Origin of the sequence: Actinosynnema sp. NPDC059335, assembly GCF_042752395.1 — a bacterium.
Lineage (GTDB): Bacteria > Actinomycetota > Actinomycetes > Mycobacteriales > Pseudonocardiaceae > Actinosynnema.
Genome location: NZ_JBHYXZ010000054.1, coordinates 19,225 through 34,066 on the forward strand (window position 1 = coordinate 19,225; position 14,842 = coordinate 34,066).

Consider the following 14,842-nt stretch of genomic DNA (forward strand, 5'->3'; position numbering starts at 1 on the left):
GGGGGGGCGCGGGGGGGGGGGTGTTCCCGAGCGCGCCGCGCGGGGGGCGGGGCGGGGTCCCCCCCGCCGAGAGGGCGGGGGCGGGGGGGGGGGGGGGGCTCGCCGCTCGCACCCGCACCGCCGCGCAGGCGCACCGGCCCCCGTTGCCCGACCCGGTCGAGGACCCCGGACAGCCCGCGCCGGACACGGCCGGCGGCGCGCAGGTGATCGAGTTCGGCGTGTTCGACGCCGAGGCGGAAGCGGAAAGGTGGACATGACCGGACAGCGGTCCTTACCCGATGTCGACGAAGGGCTGGTTCCCGACGAGCCGCTGACCACCAAGGAGGGCTGGCGGCGGTTCGTCGGACACCGCGTCGAAGCCCCGGACGAGCCGGACCCGGCGGGCTTGTCGGCGCGTGGGCGGGCGGAGCTGGAGCAGGCCCGCAGGGACTACCACTCGGCCCTGCCACCGGCCAACACCCCGACGATCCGGCAGGTGTTGTCCACCGGCCGGCTGCTGGTCCAGCTCAACCGGGGCCAGTTCTCCGCCCGCCGGGGCCTGATCGTCTCCGGGGACTCGGGCACCGGGAAGACCACCGCGCTGACCCAGCTCGGCCGCACGCACGAACACGTCGTGCGCCGCCGCCACCCCGGCAAGGGCGGGGAGCACCGCATCCCGGTCGTCTATGTCACCGTCCCCACCGCGGCCACGCCGAAGATGCTCGCCTCGGAGCTCGCGCGGTTCTACGGCCTGGACCTCGGGGCGCGGGCGACCATGCCCGAGATCGTCAACACCGTCTGCGCGGTCGCCGCGCGCACGCACGTCGAACTGGTCCTGGTCGACGAGATCCACAACCTCAACCTGGCCACCCGCTCCGGCGCGGAGGTCTCCGACCAGCTCAAGTACTTCGCCGAACGACTGCCCGCGACGTTCGCCTACGCCGGGATCGAGGTCGCGGAGAGCGGCATGTTCGCCGGGGTCAGGGGACGGCAGATCGCCGGCCGGTTCACCATGATCCGCTCCACCGCGTTCGACTACGGCACCGACGAGCAGCGCGCCGCCTGGCGGGCGCTGGTCGGCACGCTGGAGTCGACGCTGCGGCTGCACCGGCACCGGCCCGGCACGTTGGTCGACCTGGCCGACTACCTCTTCGAGCGCACCGGCGGCATGATCGGCAGCCTCTCCCAGCTCGTCCGGGGCGGCGCGGTGCTGGCCGTCGACGACGGCGAGGCGATCACCCGCGAGCTGCTGGACCTGGTCCCGGTCGACGAAGCCGCGCTCCAGACCCGTCCGCAACGCCGCACACGCGCCCGGACCGCGCCCGCCGCGCAGCGGTCGGGGGCGTGATGGTCTCCCGGTTGCCGATCACCGTCCGGCCCGCCGGCGACGAGATCGCGGTGTCCTACCTGACCCGGCTCGCCGCCCTGCACGAGATCCCCTTCGATGTCCTCTGGGCGCAGGTCAGCAGACCGCGCGGCAACGGCAACAACACCCGCCGCCTGGACGGCGACCTGCTGGCCTGCGTCGCCGACCAGCCCCGCGCACGCCTGGACCGGGCCGTGGTCGAGCTGCGCGACCCGGAACCGGACTGGCTCGCGCTGCGGCACGAACCCCAACGCGGCTGCCGCCGCTGCGACGCCCGCCACCCCGGCGGGCCGGTCCTGCGGCTGCTGCCGCACCACACCTACGTCTGCACCCGGCACCGGATCTGGATCGGCCCGCCCGACCAGACCGACCACCCCCAGCCGGGCCTGGACGAGCTGCCCGAGGTCGTCGCCGCCCAGCACCGGCACCTGCGGCTGCTGCGCCGCCTCGGCCCGGCCGCCACCTACGACGCGGTGCTGACCGGGTTCCTGATCTGCGCGCACCGCTGGAACTTCACCGAGATCGCCTACGACGGCGACGCCTGGCTGGACTGGACGCGCCGCGCCGAACTGCTCGTCCCGCCCGGCACCGAGACCGACACCTTCAGCACCTCGCGGCTGTTCGCCGCCACCTACCCCGAAGCCGTCGCGGTCGCCGAACTCGTCGGCCCGCTGCGCTGGCGGCGGCTGGCCGCCGGCGGCCCCGACGACCAACGCGCGTTCGCCGCCGAGATCGGCCGCCGCCTCGGCCTGCGCGACTACCAGCCGACACTGACCCAGGACCCGATCGCGCACTGGATCGAACAGGACTGCCACCAACCGCCCAGCCTGCCCAACAACGACTACCGCAGCCTGCGCACCTTCGGCGGCACCACCTTCGTCAAACCCGCCAGGGACAGCGACAACAAACGCCACCTCGCCGCCTACTGGTTCGCCCAGAAACACCGACGCGGCGGCGACGCCATGCTCCACCACCGCGCCCTCAACCCCGTCGTCATCCGCGACTGGTCCCACAAGAAGGAACTGTTCACCGGCGCACTGGTCACCAGCTTGGAGACCTCGTTCGAGACCCGACGCAAAGCCGACGTCGACGCCCTGGTCGAGCACAGCAGTTGCTACCTGCGGCCCGAACCAGTGCCCTCGTCCTACCTCGACACCGCCAAGGAACCAGTCGGCTGGTCCCTCCGAACAGGCCCCCGACCACCGGTCGGAGCGCGCCCGGCACTACCGGGTGAACGGCCCAAACACTTCTTCCCGCGCAACCGCCTACGACCCTCCAACTAGGCTCAAGTAACCCGAAACCTCAGCGTTCACACTTACCCTCCGAACCCGTTGATCCGCATCGAACTATTGAGATCAACGGGACAGGACAACAGTTCACCGCCTGCCCTAACCTCCGTCGAAGCCGATCCAGAGTCGCGACACACGCCTTGACGGGTTGCTATAGCCACACCTACCACATTGTGTGCCCGAAACAGGAGTAACATGGACACGGTCGACTACTTCGACGCCTGGGCCAGGTGGGCCGCCGGAGATGTGACACTGAGAGAAGATCGCCTGTGGGGACTGCAGGTATTATGGTGGGCCCGCATCGGCAAGATATTTGGACTGGTTGCTGGCCTCAGTCTTATTATCGACATCATCGGCCCGGAGAAGTTTTTGAGGCGCGCGGAGCGCGCGGCAGGAATGAATGTCGATGCAGCAATCATACTACTACTCACATTGCCGGGGGCGGCGTTCGGCGCAGTAATTTTGGCAAACAATGCATTCACGGCAGGGTTTCTCAAGTCCAGCAACCCAAACGCGATCTGGATGTTCCTTGGTGTGGCTGCTTTCAACGGCATCTTTGCCATCTTTTTTGCACTTGCCATATTCAATGACCATCGACACATTGTTAGCGCCGCACGTTTCTCCGCACTGACGATGCTGCTGGTCGGATTCCACTTCGACATGCTTGGCTCATGACGGGCACAGGACGTCCGCTATCTGCTGACGAGACACGAGCCAGGCACCTCACCCACCTTCGCCGAGGAGCGACACGGGAACCGCCAACTAGGCCCGGACGAACTGATGCTGCGCTGTTCGGGCCTGATTGACAGATCCCAGGTCAGCGGAACGCAGTTCCGCCAACTTCGCCCGGACAGGACAGGGATGAGCAGGCACAACGGAACAGGACATGATCGGGAGCACAAGAAGAACAGCAGCAGGCAACGGACAGCAGCACAGGAGGACCGGGGAACAGCAGGCAGGGCCTGGGCACCCGCTGGCGTCCGACCCGCCCCCGGCTGGCCCGCCGATGTGAGAGGTCTGGGGAGAGTCCTCTCCCCAGAGTGGGTGAACGCGAGGCGGCCCCGCCCGCCCGCGCACCGGGTGCCCACCTGCGCCCGACCAGCTCGGCCCCACCCGCCGACGTGAGGGGTTCCGGGGGAGAGCCCTCTTCCCCGGAACTACAGCCGCGCACCGCCCCGCGTGCGCATCTACGCACTCCATCCACACGGCATCCGCCATGCACGGCCGCGTCCCAGGCCGCCGCTCGCCGGTCACAACGCCGTGCCCGGAGACGACGAAGGGCGGGCACGGCGGCCGGCCCTTCACCGCGTCCGCGCGGTCACGCTCCGGTGACCACCCGGTGCTCGCCCTCACCGTCGACCAGCGGCAGTTCCGTCGCGCCCGCCCGTTCCGACCCGGCGGCAGCGGCGGCGTCCGGGTTTGCGGCGGGAGACGGCGTGTCCTCGGCTGCCACCTCGACTCCGCGCACCGCGTCCACCACCGCCGCAGTCGGGTCGCCAGTGGCCGGACCGGGGTGCCCGGCGTCCTTCGTCAACGCCCGCACGCGCTTCGCGCTCAGGCCCACCACCTCGCCGACCTGGGCGGCGTTGCGGAACTTCACCAACGTAGTGAGCGCGGCCGCCTGTCGGGCGACGGCGGCGGCCTGGTCCCGCTCTTGCTCCTCGCGCACGGTGGCGATCCGCTTCTCCAGCTCGGCCACCTTCTTGGCGGCCTGCTCGCCGATCTGCCGCTCCTCGACCACCGCCTTGGCGTACGCGGCCAGAGCCTCGTCCTCCTGCCGGCGCCGATCGGCGAGCTTGGCGTCCTCCCTGTCCCGGGCCTGCCGGAGTTCCGCCAACAACGCGGCCGCCGGGTCCTTCCTACGCGTCTGCGGTCGTGCCTGCGACGTCTCCTCGGCCATACCCACCCCTCCCTATGTTCGGCACTGCACCGATCAGCCTAACCAGCACAACCGCAGACTTGCGGTGACCACGACGCCACCCGATCCGGCCACCGGGCCGTACCGCCGCGCGGCACCGGAACACCGGTACTATCTATCTATATAGTCAGTGAATGCCACGTCACACGGTTCAGGTGAACATCGAGCCGTGGGCCGGTGAGGCCCTGCGCAGCAAGGCCGCCTACCTCGCGGCGCGGGTGGATCAGGAGTACGCCGCGAAGATGTACGTGGCGGAGACCCTGCCGACCCGTGCGGAGCGGCGGGCGGCGCTGGCCGCGCTGTACGCCGAGCGCATCCGGCGACGCCGCGCGGGGGAGCTGCTGGACACCGCGAGCGCGCTGTTCGAGCACGGGCTGCGGCGCGAGGTCGAGGCCCGCGGCTGGCAACGCCGCCGCTTCCGTGCCGCGCCCGAGGGCCTGGTCGAGATGCCCGGCCGACGTCCCGGCTCGACCGACAACCCGGCCGCACCGCGCTTCCACCGGCGTCGCCGTCGGGGCGACGAACCACCCGCACCGGTGCCCGAGTGGTCGGACTCGATGGCGTTTACCGTCGCACCCGAGCTGGCCCGGCTGGTGCGCGACGCGGTCACCGCCGTGACCGCCGACCAGGTCGCCGCCGTCCAGACCGGGCTCCGCGACCGGGTCATGACCACCGGCGACGTGTGGCGCGCGGCCATCTACCGCGTCACCGCCGACTGGTACCCCGGCCACGACCTCGTGGTGCCCGACCGCGTCGACGCCTAGGCGACCACGACCCGACTGTCACTTCTCAGCGGATTTGGCGGGACAAGTGCCGCCGACCTGCGGTCCGCCACTTGTGCGGCCTGGAGCGTAACCGGCTTTCTTCTCACATGATCCGGCGGATTCCCAAACCTCGGTCACTGGACGTCGTCTTCGCCGAGGTCGCGGGCCTGGCGGCCGGACAGCTCGGTGAACAGCGCCGTGTTGCCCATGAGCACGGCGTGGTGCGGGAACGCACGGGCAGGGCGGCGGCCATGATCTCCACCATGAACGTCGGCCGTCCCACGTATCCAGACCCGTTACCCCGACCCGCGCCGGCCGCGGTGCCGTCGCGGCGGGAACCGTTGCCGCGCTGGACGGTGCCGGTGGTGGCCGCCGTCGTGCTGCTCGCGGCGGCGGTGACGGGTTGGCTGTTGTGGCGGTGGATCGACGGCTTGGCGCTGGCCGACGTGGAGAAGAAGGCTGCGGCGCAGTTGGACGCGGTCAAGATCGCCGCCTCGATCGCGGTGGCTGGCGGTGGGCTGTTCGCGCTGTACCTCGCGGCACGGCGGCAACGTACCCAGGAGCTGGAGTTGCAGGCCCGGCACGCCGAACTGGCCCATGCCGAGCAAGACGCCGCCGCCCGCCGGGTCACCGAGCTGTACAGCAACGGCGTCGAGCAGTTGGGCTCGGACAAGGCCGCGGTCCGTCTCGGCGGCCTCTACGCCCTGGAACGCCTGGCCCAGGACAACCCCGACCGGCCCACCCTGCGCCAGACCGTGGTCGACGTGCTGGCCGGATATCTGCGCATGCCCTACACGACCCCGAACGACCCACCCGCCGAGGACGCCGACGAGCCGACCCACACGCGCTACGAGGAGCGGGTGCAGGAACGCGAGGTCCGGCTCACCGCACAACGGATCCTCACCGCCCACCTGCGCCCCGGCAACGACCCAGACCACCCGGCCGACACCTTCTGGCCTGACACCGACCTCGACCTCACCGGCGCCACCCTCATCAACCTCGACTTCCGGTACTGCCGACCACGCCACGCCCAATTCAGTGGGGCGAGGTTCACCGGGGACATCAGATTCGGCGGGGCGAGGTTCGTCGGGTTCGCCGTGTTCAACGGGGCGACATTCGCCGGGGCGACCTGGTTCGGCGGGACGATGTTCGATGTGGACGCGGTGTTCACCAAGGCAAGGTTCACCGGACCCGTCTGGTTCGACGGGGCGAGGTTCGCCCGGGACGCCGTGTTCACCAAGGCAAGGTTCACCGGACCCGCCCGGTTCGGCGGGGCGAGGTTCGACGGGTTCGCCGTGTTCAACGGGGCGGGGTTCGCCGGGGACGCCGGGTTCGGCGGGGCGAGGTTCGCCAGGAACGCCGGGTTCGACGGGACGAGGTTCGCCGGGGACGCCGTGTTCAGCGGAGCGACGTTCGATGAGGACGCTGGGTTCAGCGGGGCGTTGATCGTCCATCCGGTGCCGGAGTTCTCGTCTTGGCCGCGCGGATGGCGGCCCGCTGGCGAGCACGGTCCGGTCGAGGGCCGGGAGGGCACCTGGCACCGCTTGGTCCACGTTGACCGCGAGGCATTCCCGTCGAGCGGCCAGGACCCGGCCCCCGACCCTGACGACGGCTGAGCCCACCCGACCGAGACCGAACGGGCGCCGGGTGGCGTCCGGTCGCGGCGCCCCCGGCGGCGTGAGCTCGGCCGCTGCTCGACGACCACGGCCCCGCCTGCCGGCCACCCTCGTCTGGGCGGCCAACTTCTCGGCCCCACCACTTCATCTGCGAACCCGCCACGTGCACCGCCACTTCACGTGCGAAGCCGCTAGGTCACCGGCGAACCGACACCGACCGAGGACGACCCGGTTGGGTGGACCCGCGTGCCGCGCCGCTGAGGCAACCGGGTGGCTCTGTCTATCTATATAGACAATTACCGCATTCATGCAACTTGACCTGTGGCTTTCCGGTTTGACAGAGAGCCTAACGTGGGTCTCATGGCAGTGGATGTGCAGTTGATGGGCGAGCGGGCCGCAGCTAGTACCCGATGCGGCGCCTGCCGGGCGGCGTGCGCCGGTTCGGCGAGGCCAAGGCGGAGGTGACCCCAGGCGGCACGGAGCTGCCGGTGCGGCAGGCCGTGCTGGCGCTGCCGGCGGCCGGGCAATCGGAGCCGTCGGTGCGGTCGACGAAGACGCGCCGGTGCTCGGACTGCGGGGCGAACCTCCAGCGCACGCCCATCACCCCGCAGGGCGAGGGCGAGGACCTGGCGTTGCGGCTGGGCCCGGCCTGTCTGCTGATCATGCGGCTGCGGGCGACGCATGGATCACGCGGTGGCGCGGGCAACTCGACCCGGTCACCCGGCGACCTGGTCCCGGCCCTGCCAGCGGGCAGCCCGGACCGGCTGCTGTACCTGATCAAGCGCATGGCCGGCACCGTCGTGGCGAACGACGCAGTGCCCGCCACCGCCGATGCCGCCGGTAGATGATCAATCCTTTCGCCCGGAGGTTCGCCCGGAGGCTCGGAGGCAAGATGTGCCTCCGGCTAGCTGCGCTAGCCGGAAGCGGAAACGCCTGGTCACCGACCGTGCACGTAGGCGGCACGGCGCGGTGCGCGCGTAGGGTCGCGGCGTGGGGCGCGGCGCGTCGGGGGGGCGCGGCGACCGCCCCGGACGGTCCGGGGGGACCTCATGCGCCACGACGAGGATGACCACGCACGCCCGGCTCGCCACTGGCCGGCCGACGATCCCGACACGACCGGCCCGCCACCGGACACGGCGGCCGAGGTCGAGCCGGTGTCGCTGCCGAACCTGATCGGGCACGGCGGGCACCTGGCGCCCATCCCCGGCGGGCGTCGACGGCAACTGCTGCTGCGGTTCACCGCCGCCGAGCTGGCCGAGGTCACCGGCCGCGCCGCCGACTACGGGCTCGCCCCGGCGGCGTTCGCGCACATCACCGCGAGGTTCTTCGAGCCCACCGCCCCCGCGCTGCGGCGGCTGCGGCCGCCGATGAGCCGGCAGGACGCGGTCGCCCTGGCGGCGGACCTCGTGCCGCTGCGCCGGACGCTGTCGGGGATCGGCACCAACCTCAACCAGCTTGCCCGCGCCGCCAACGCCGGTGACCAGGTCAGCGCGGCGCAGCTCGCGGCCGCGGTCGAGTACCTGGCGCACGTGCTGGCGCGGGTCGAGGATTGGCTGGACCGGGTCGACCCCGACCGGGTCGTGCACCGGCGCGGCGCGCGGTGAGCTGGCGATGCTGCCCAAGCTGCTGCCGCGTCACTCCAACCTGCGCGACACGGTGCGATACCTGTTCGCCGTCGGCGGCCGCACGGTGCACACCGACCCGCACATCGTCGCCGCGTGGGACGACGACCTGCTGCACCCCGACGTCGCCCGACCCAACGACCAGGGCGGCGACCGGGAGACCGTGCTGCGGGAGATCATCACGCAGCTCGACGCGCCCCGACGGCTGCGGCACAAGACCGTGGCGGCCGGGCACGTGCTGCACGTGCCGATCTCCGCGCACCACGACGACGGCCTGCTGGGCGACCAGCGGTGGCGGGAGCTCGCGGAGGAGTTCGTCGCCCGGCTGGGATTGGAGCGGTGCAGGTGGATCGCCGTGCACCACGGCACCTCGAAGGCGGGCAACGACCACGTCCACCTGGTGGTGCAGCTGGTCGACAAGGACGGCAAGGTCGCGCGGCTGTCGCACAGCAAGGTCAAGTCCCGCGCGTGGGCGCAGGAGGTCGAGCAGCGGCTGGGCCTGGTGCGCACCGGCGCGACCGGCACCGGAGCCCGCGAGCTGACCCGCGCCGAACACGAACGCGCCGACCGTACCGGTGTCGAGCCGCAACGGCGCACCCTGGAACGCCGGGTGCGGGCCGCGGCCGCCGGGTCGACTGGGCCGGGGGAGTTCGTCGACATCCTCGCCGGGGTCGGGGTACAGGCGACGCCGTCGACCGGCGGCGATGTCGGCGGCGAGCGGGTGACCGGCTACCGGGTTGCCCTGGCCGAGGACCAGGTGCTCGACGGCGGCCCGGCCCTGCGGCTGAGCGGTGGGCAGCTGGCCCGCGAGCTGACGTTGCCCGAGCTGGTTGACCGGTGGCGGCGTGCCCGCGAGGTCCTGGCCGACGACGCGGTGCCCGACCGGGCGGCGGTGATCCGGGAGGCGGCCGACCCAGCGGCGTGGGCGCCGGGCTCGACCGGGCCGATGCGGGGCGGCGACGCGTGGTGGGCGATGGCCGGGCGGCACGTGACCACGGCGGCCGGGCTGATGGACCGCCTCGACCTCAACGACCCGGTCCACCGGCACGTCGCCGTGGAGCAGGCCGCGCAGTTCACCGCGGTGCTCGCGCTGCGCTGGCCCGCCGACCCGGCCGACGAACATCAGCGACGTGTGGCCGACGCGGTGCGCCGCGCGGCCGACGACCTCGCGGCCGCAACCCGGCTGTGGCGCCCCTCGCCGACAAGCCGGCCGCCCCGACCCCGCCCGCTGCTGCCGACGCTGGCGAGGCTCGCGCTGCGCCTGGCGCGCACCGGCGACACCGACCTGGCGTTCACGCTGCTGGCCCTGGCGGCGCTCGCGGCGCTGGTCATCGCCTTGGCCGACCGCATCACCGAGACCGGGGAATCCCGTCCGCCGCGCGGTGAACCCGGCGCGCACCTGCGCGCGGCCACCGAGCACCTGCGCCCCTACCAGCGCCGCACCACCACGTCGGCCGCCTCGAACACCACGGCGAAGAACCCGGCGGCACGGGTGGTCGAGGACGCCGTCGAACGGCGGCTCGCCGCGTCGCAGGTTCGGCTCGCCGGACGTCCGGTGCCGGGTGTCGCACCGCGTCGTCGCGCCGGTCCGACTCGATGACCACCGCCGACGACGTGCCGGTCCGGTCGTCCCGGCCCACGGCGTCACGGGGTCGGGACGTGCTGCGCGACCGCGCCAGCGGACTCGCGGGCCGGGAGCTGCACGCCAGCACCCTGCCGTGACCTGGCCGACGGTCACGATCAGCACCACCGCGCGGACGGTGCGGCCGGTGCCGGTCAGGATGTTCTTGATCACGGCCACCGGGCTCTTCGACGCGGCGTTGGTCGTTCAGGATCAGGTGGACGACCTGGCCCTGGCCCTCGGCGAAGCTCATGGTGCGCATCGGGGCGTCGGGCTTGCGACGGTGGTAGGGCTCGCCGTTCCACGGCGCGACCTCCAGCACGGTGCGCAGCTCAGCGATCGGGGTCAGGGCTCCAGCGGACAGGGCGTCGACCTGGTGGCGCGAGGTTGGTCGGGTGAGGCAGGACGCGGCCGTTGTGGAACCGGCCGCGTCCTATTGGGCACGCGGGTTCGAGGTCAACGTCCTTGGGCTGTCCGAAGGACGAGCCGGACAGCCGGACGGCACGGCCGCGCTCCAGATACGAGATGTTCAGCTGCGTGAAGTTGGTGGCGGGTATCCGCGCCAACGGCACCCGCCGGTCTCGATCTCGTGTCCGGGCCTGGACAGCAGGAGTCGAGGAGTGAAACCGGCACCGCAAGCGAGCGGCTTCGTGTCCAACGGTAGGCCGAGACGCCTCCAGGCTGCCAGCACGCCGGGACAGGACAGGACGGCTCGGAAAGTTGTCCTGGACGGCATACCTGCCCTGACCTGCCGGTTCGGTTTCGATTTTTGCTGTCCGAATCGTCCGTTGGACGCCCGGACGCTGCACGGTCGGTGCGGCGATCGACCAATCCGGACCATCATGAACTGGAAGGAATCGCCCTTACCTGTGTGGGTCGTTGCACGAGACCTCGATCGGCGCCAACCGGTCGGGGTGTCGGGCCCGTGGAGATGGGGTGTGTGTCCGGGCCATGGTGTTTCGAGAGCGGAGCGAGTGATGATCGTGTCGACAATGCCCGAGGACCAACGCCCCCTGTCGTGTCTGCCGTTGCCAGCGGTCCTGGTGCGATCCGGGGTGCTCGTGATCGTCTACGTGTTCCTCCTCGTCTTGCTGCGGGCGGGGTATGACGCGCTGACCAGCTTGTCGCTGGTGTCCGGTCTGAGTCTGGTCGCAGTTCGGACCGGACACGGGCTGTCCCGCCCGCTGAGGGCTTGGCCGATGATCCGTTTCGCCCGCTGAGTTCGGACGAACATGATCGAGGTGCACTCCTCGGCAACGAGCATCCGCGCCCGGCTCTCCGCTGGGCGCGGGGCTTCGTCCCCGCACTCGGAGAAATCCTCGCCACCGGGACGGAGCGCGGCTCCACCACTACAGGTCGATCTCCCGACCTGGCTAGCCGGCTCGCAAGCCGACAGCGTGTTCGAGGCATGGTGGCCGTCGACGCGTGCGTTGGCGGCCGCGACTGCGGCCGCGACCCTGGCCGAGTTGGTCGCGGCGCTCGACGAACTGCGACGAGAGAAGGAACTGTCCTACGCGCGCCTGGGCCGTCGTGCTCTGGCGGTGCGTGGATTCTCCCGCACCACCGCGCACGCAGTGATCACCGGTCGTCGTGCCCTGGACGAGGATGTACTTCGGGGCTTCTTGTATGTGTGCCGTGTCTCCGCCGACGAGTACCTGAGGTGGCTGGACGCGTTCCACAGGCTCGGGAGCTCCGACCCGCAACCCACAGTCGTCCATCCGGCCAAGGCTCCGCCATCCCGCGCGCTGCCCATCGAGCGCGAAGCCATGGGCGAACGCAGCGATGCCGATCAGCGGCGGCCGGATCCGGTTCGTATCGACTGGCCCACCCTGGACGACGTGCGGTTGAAGTACCCACGCGCCATCAAGCCGGCACCCGACAATGTGCACCGGAGCCTGCCGTGGCTGCTGGTGCCGGGCATCGCGGCTCCGGTGATCGCAATCGGCATGACGTGGACCGGTGTACCAGTGTCGATCATGCTCGGGCTATTCGTCATGGGCGCGATCAGCGTCGCTATATGGACGCTGCAGCTGACCGGTACCCCGGACCGGCCGCATCGACCTAAGACCTCGCACCACTTCGACTTCTACGAGTTCGACGACGGCCTTCAAGGTGTCGTCCCCGTCATCGGAGAATGACGATGAGCGAACATCACGACCGGCGACGCGGGGCAGGTGACCGGCGACCCGACCCGGTCGCAACTGCTCAGGGCCCGAACCGAGGCAGGGGTGTAGGAGACGTCTCCACTCCTCGGGAGTTCCTCGCGCTGCTCGACGCCTTGCGCAACACCAAGAACCTGTCTTACCGGCAGATCGGCAAACGTGCTGGTGCCGGTATGTCCAGCAGTACCGCTCAGGCGATGATCGCCAGCGACGTACTGCCCCCACTGCACAAGCTGCAGCTGTTCCTCAAAGGTTGCCGCGTCCGACCCGAGGAGACCAGGCAGTGGGTCAACTCCTGGCACCACGTCGCCCAGCTCACCCGGCCCGCAGCTCCGGGCGCCGACACATCACACCAAGCCGACGAACGCACCGCGCAGGACGGCCATGACCACACACCCGACGAAACCTCGAGCGACCAGCAACGCCCGAACAGGGGGCCAGACCAAACCGCGCCCTCGTCAGTTCTGTCGGGCTCCGGCCAACCACTCCAGGAACGACCACTCGACAATCCGGTTGTCATCAGACCGCAGCCCACCGGTATCTCGGTAACCGCACTGGTCCGGAGCTTCCCTCTCCGTGCCTTGGCAGCGTTCTCGATCCTTCTCGGTCTACTGTCCGGTAGCGCAATCGCCATGTGGCAAGCCCAAGTGCCGATCGAGGTCATATTCGCCGTCTACGGGCTGACCTCGATCAGCGTGTGCTCGTGGGCCGTCGTAGCGCGGCATCACCGACCACCTCATGAACGCCCTGTCGGCTACACCATGGGCGACCCCGACGTCTTCACCGACCCGGAGAGTATGGTGGCCCCGCCTGTGATCGGCTAACGGTGACAGGCCGCCCCGCGCCAGCGGACAACGGCATCCGCAGGAGAAACTCCCGATCAGGGGAGAATTCCGGTGGCCCGGCACATCTCGCACGAGTCTTCGTCGCGGACGGGGTCGTCGGCGGTTGTGACATGCGCGTGCCACCGAGTGCAACGTGCACAAAGACGCAGTCAGCGGGCAGAGCGGCCACTCGGCGGATCACCCCTTGCCGTAACGGGTGTTCCAGGCGATGACCTCCTGGAGCACGTCGACGTCGGCATGCGGGTCGAACCCGGTAGGTACCTCGGGCATCCCGAGCAGGTCGCTCTCCCACCCGCCGTACCGGTTGAACGGGTGCTAGGTGGCGCTCCATCCGAAGGTGAAGCCCGCGGCCACGAGCTTGTTGCACGCCTCATAGGCGGTCACGCCGATGTCGATGTCGCTGACCAGCGGCAGCTCCACGCCCTTGTGGGTGACGGGACGCCATCCGACGACCGCGCGGACGCGGGCAGCCGTCTTGGCGTCGGCAGCCCACAGCCAGGTCGAGCGAGGGCTGGTGGAGACCAGCAGGTCCGGCGGGACGGCCTGGCCAGTTGGGGTGTCAGCCACCGGTGACCGCCGAAGCCGGTGTCTGCTCGGCTGGTGCCGAGGAACTCGGTGCCGTACTCAGCTGCTGGTCGCCCGGCGCGAGCTTGGGCTTGCCCGAGACGCAACTGTCCACGAAAAACTCCTGGACCCGGTTCCGCCAGTCCAGGCTGGAGCCGCCGCCGTGGAGGTCGCTTGGTATCTCGCCGGGATTCTGCAACCGGATCCACGCGCCGAGGCAGCGGTCTTTGTCGATCTTCGGCGCGTCCTGGTCGCGAAGCAGCCCGTGCGTTTCGGCACCCTGCGCCGCGACCTTACGCAGGTATCCCATGCGCTCCTCGTAGGGAGCGACAGGGCCGGCGCAGCCTGCCAGCGCGAGCACGGCCGCCGCTGCGGTGACGGCGGCCAGTCGATCGATCTTCATAGTCGCAGGCCGTATCGACACCGATACTGTGCGCTGAAATCCGCTGGTGAGAGCCTATCCGTCGAACTCCGGCCGGGTCCTGCACGCCTTCGCTCGCGTGCAGCCCGGCTGCTCTTCGGCGGCCTCGTCGTTCGCCCCCGAGAGGATCGCGCTCTGCCGGAACCCGGTCAGGTGACGTGCCCGCCGCGCCGCCGCCGAGGCGGGCGGCGGCTGCGGCACAGTGCCGATCCATGAACGACGACCTGCTTGACACCTCGAAGGTGCCCGACTGCGGGGTTGAGCCGGATGACGCCGAACTGGCGGAGCTAGCCGGGCGGCTGCGGGCGATGACCGACCAGGCCACGCTCGACCGCCTGTCCAGCGGCTACTGGACCGCCATTGAGGAGCACCTGGCAACCCGCGGCACAGATCCGTTCGATGCAAAGGCGTTCATCGGGCTGCTGCACTCCACCGTGCCCAATGATGTCGACGTGGCTGTGGTGAAGGTGTTCGACGCCCAACTGGCGCGGCTACTCGCCCAGGTTGCCCACCGGCGGTGACACAGCACCGGTAAGGATCTGAAACATCGTGAGTGCTGGTGTTGGCCGACGTGAAGGGGGTACGGAAACACGCAAACCCGTACAAACCCGTGGCATAAAAAAAAAAAAACACCCCCAAAAAAAAAACCTAATAGGTAATGGGGAATATGGTTGT

At 70.3% G+C, this 14,842-nt stretch carries 16 protein-coding genes; 13 read left to right on the forward strand and 3 right to left on the reverse strand.

Going from position 1 to position 14,842, the window contains the following annotated elements; genetic code table 11:
* Positions 1-253: 253 nt before the first annotated feature.
* The 3 genes from ACFXGA_RS18630 (at position 254) to ACFXGA_RS18640 (ending at position 3,309) form a co-directional block, all read left to right on the forward strand.
* Complete coding sequence (locus tag ACFXGA_RS18630) at positions 254-1,327, forward strand: AAA family ATPase (protein WP_378089419.1); 1,074 nt, start codon at positions 254-256, stop codon at positions 1,325-1,327.
* Positions 1,328-1,338: 11 nt separating this feature from the next.
* Positions 1,339-2,628 carry a hypothetical protein gene (locus ACFXGA_RS18635; RefSeq protein WP_378089421.1) on the forward strand — a complete coding sequence of 430 codons (1,290 nt, stop codon included), beginning with the start codon at positions 1,339-1,341 and terminating at the stop codon, positions 2,626-2,628.
* A 201-nt stretch (positions 2,629-2,829) separates the two neighbouring features.
* On the forward strand, positions 2,830-3,309 hold the full coding sequence (locus ACFXGA_RS18640) for a hypothetical protein (RefSeq protein WP_378089424.1): 480 nt from the start codon (positions 2,830-2,832) through the stop codon (positions 3,307-3,309).
* Positions 3,310-3,952: 643 nt separating this feature from the next.
* Here ACFXGA_RS18640 and ACFXGA_RS18645 read toward each other — a convergent pair.
* The gene (locus ACFXGA_RS18645) at positions 3,953-4,534 is read right to left on the reverse strand and encodes a hypothetical protein (RefSeq protein WP_378089426.1); all 582 of its coding nucleotides are present in this window, start codon (positions 4,532-4,534) and stop codon (positions 3,953-3,955) included.
* Between the two features lie 152 nt (positions 4,535-4,686).
* Between ACFXGA_RS18645 and ACFXGA_RS18650 the strand changes: the two genes are divergently transcribed.
* The 9 genes from ACFXGA_RS18650 (at position 4,687) to ACFXGA_RS18690 (ending at position 13,161) form a co-directional block, all read left to right on the forward strand.
* Entirely contained in the window at positions 4,687-5,316 is a 630-nt protein-coding gene (locus tag ACFXGA_RS18650) for a hypothetical protein (protein WP_378089427.1), read from the forward strand.
* A 107-nt stretch (positions 5,317-5,423) separates the two neighbouring features.
* Positions 5,424-6,932 (forward strand): pentapeptide repeat-containing protein, encoded by a 1,509-nt coding sequence (locus ACFXGA_RS18655; RefSeq protein ID WP_378089429.1) that lies wholly within the window; start codon positions 5,424-5,426, stop codon positions 6,930-6,932.
* A gap of 410 nt (positions 6,933-7,342) precedes the next feature.
* A complete protein-coding gene (locus ACFXGA_RS18660; protein WP_378089431.1) occupies positions 7,343-7,780 on the forward strand; it encodes a hypothetical protein in 438 nt (145 codons plus the stop codon).
* A 201-nt stretch (positions 7,781-7,981) separates the two neighbouring features.
* Complete coding sequence (locus tag ACFXGA_RS18665) at positions 7,982-8,536, forward strand: MobC family plasmid mobilization relaxosome protein (RefSeq protein WP_378089433.1); 555 nt, start codon at positions 7,982-7,984, stop codon at positions 8,534-8,536.
* A 7-nt stretch (positions 8,537-8,543) separates the two neighbouring features.
* The gene (locus ACFXGA_RS18670) at positions 8,544-10,154 is read left to right on the forward strand and encodes a relaxase/mobilization nuclease domain-containing protein (RefSeq protein ID WP_378089434.1); all 1,611 of its coding nucleotides are present in this window, start codon (positions 8,544-8,546) and stop codon (positions 10,152-10,154) included.
* Positions 10,151-10,276 (forward strand): hypothetical protein, encoded by a 126-nt coding sequence (locus ACFXGA_RS18675; protein ID WP_378089436.1) that lies wholly within the window; start codon positions 10,151-10,153, stop codon positions 10,274-10,276. The genes ACFXGA_RS18670 and ACFXGA_RS18675 overlap by 4 nt, the downstream gene beginning before the upstream one ends.
* 876 nt (positions 10,277-11,152) lie before the next feature.
* Positions 11,153-11,395: a hypothetical protein gene (locus tag ACFXGA_RS18680; RefSeq protein ID WP_378089438.1), complete on the forward strand. Its 243-nt coding sequence runs from the start codon at positions 11,153-11,155 to the stop codon at positions 11,393-11,395.
* A 177-nt stretch (positions 11,396-11,572) separates the two neighbouring features.
* Complete coding sequence (locus tag ACFXGA_RS18685; RefSeq protein WP_378089440.1) at positions 11,573-12,313, forward strand: hypothetical protein; 741 nt, start codon at positions 11,573-11,575, stop codon at positions 12,311-12,313.
* 140 nt (positions 12,314-12,453) lie between these two features.
* Positions 12,454-13,161 carry a hypothetical protein gene (locus ACFXGA_RS18690; protein WP_378089441.1) on the forward strand — a complete coding sequence of 236 codons (708 nt, stop codon included), beginning with the start codon at positions 12,454-12,456 and terminating at the stop codon, positions 13,159-13,161.
* A 336-nt stretch (positions 13,162-13,497) separates the two neighbouring features.
* Here the strand turns inward: ACFXGA_RS18690 and ACFXGA_RS18695 are convergent, their stop codons facing one another.
* Together ACFXGA_RS18695 and ACFXGA_RS18700 are read right to left on the reverse strand one after the other, a co-directional pair.
* Positions 13,498-13,749, reverse strand: a complete 252-nt coding sequence (locus ACFXGA_RS18695) for a hypothetical protein (RefSeq protein ID WP_378089443.1) — start codon at positions 13,747-13,749, stop codon at positions 13,498-13,500.
* Positions 13,742-14,149, reverse strand: a complete 408-nt coding sequence (locus ACFXGA_RS18700) for a hypothetical protein (protein ID WP_378089445.1) — start codon at positions 14,147-14,149, stop codon at positions 13,742-13,744. Before ACFXGA_RS18700 ends, ACFXGA_RS18695 begins: the two co-directional genes overlap by 8 nt.
* Positions 14,150-14,379: 230 nt before the next feature.
* Here ACFXGA_RS18700 and ACFXGA_RS18705 point away from each other — a divergent pair, with 230 nt between their 5' ends.
* A complete protein-coding gene (locus ACFXGA_RS18705; RefSeq protein ID WP_378089447.1) occupies positions 14,380-14,688 on the forward strand; it encodes a hypothetical protein in 309 nt (102 codons plus the stop codon).
* Positions 14,689-14,842: the final 154 nt, after the last annotated feature.

Coding starts and splice junctions, on each gene's coding strand:
- ACFXGA_RS18630 (WP_378089419.1), top strand. CDS start 254: ATGACCGGACAGCGGTCCTTACCCGATGTCGACGAAGGGCTGGTTCCC.
- ACFXGA_RS18670 (WP_378089434.1), top strand. CDS start 8,544: ATGCTGCCCAAGCTGCTGCCGCGTCACTCCAACCTGCGCGACACGGTG.
- ACFXGA_RS18705 (WP_378089447.1), top strand. CDS start 14,380: ATGAACGACGACCTGCTTGACACCTCGAAGGTGCCCGACTGCGGGGTT.
- ACFXGA_RS18660 (WP_378089431.1), top strand. CDS start 7,343: ATGCGGCGCCTGCCGGGCGGCGTGCGCCGGTTCGGCGAGGCCAAGGCG.
- ACFXGA_RS18655 (WP_378089429.1), top strand. CDS start 5,424: ATGATCCGGCGGATTCCCAAACCTCGGTCACTGGACGTCGTCTTCGCC.
- ACFXGA_RS18680 (WP_378089438.1), top strand. CDS start 11,153: ATGATCGTGTCGACAATGCCCGAGGACCAACGCCCCCTGTCGTGTCTG.
- ACFXGA_RS18650 (WP_378089427.1), top strand. CDS start 4,687: ATGCCACGTCACACGGTTCAGGTGAACATCGAGCCGTGGGCCGGTGAG.
- ACFXGA_RS18700 (WP_378089445.1), bottom strand. CDS start 14,149: ATGAAGATCGATCGACTGGCCGCCGTCACCGCAGCGGCGGCCGTGCTC.
- ACFXGA_RS18675 (WP_378089436.1), top strand. CDS start 10,151: ATGACCACCGCCGACGACGTGCCGGTCCGGTCGTCCCGGCCCACGGCG.
- ACFXGA_RS18645 (WP_378089426.1), bottom strand. CDS start 4,534: ATGGCCGAGGAGACGTCGCAGGCACGACCGCAGACGCGTAGGAAGGAC.
- ACFXGA_RS18665 (WP_378089433.1), top strand. CDS start 7,982: ATGCGCCACGACGAGGATGACCACGCACGCCCGGCTCGCCACTGGCCG.
- ACFXGA_RS18640 (WP_378089424.1), top strand. CDS start 2,830: ATGGACACGGTCGACTACTTCGACGCCTGGGCCAGGTGGGCCGCCGGA.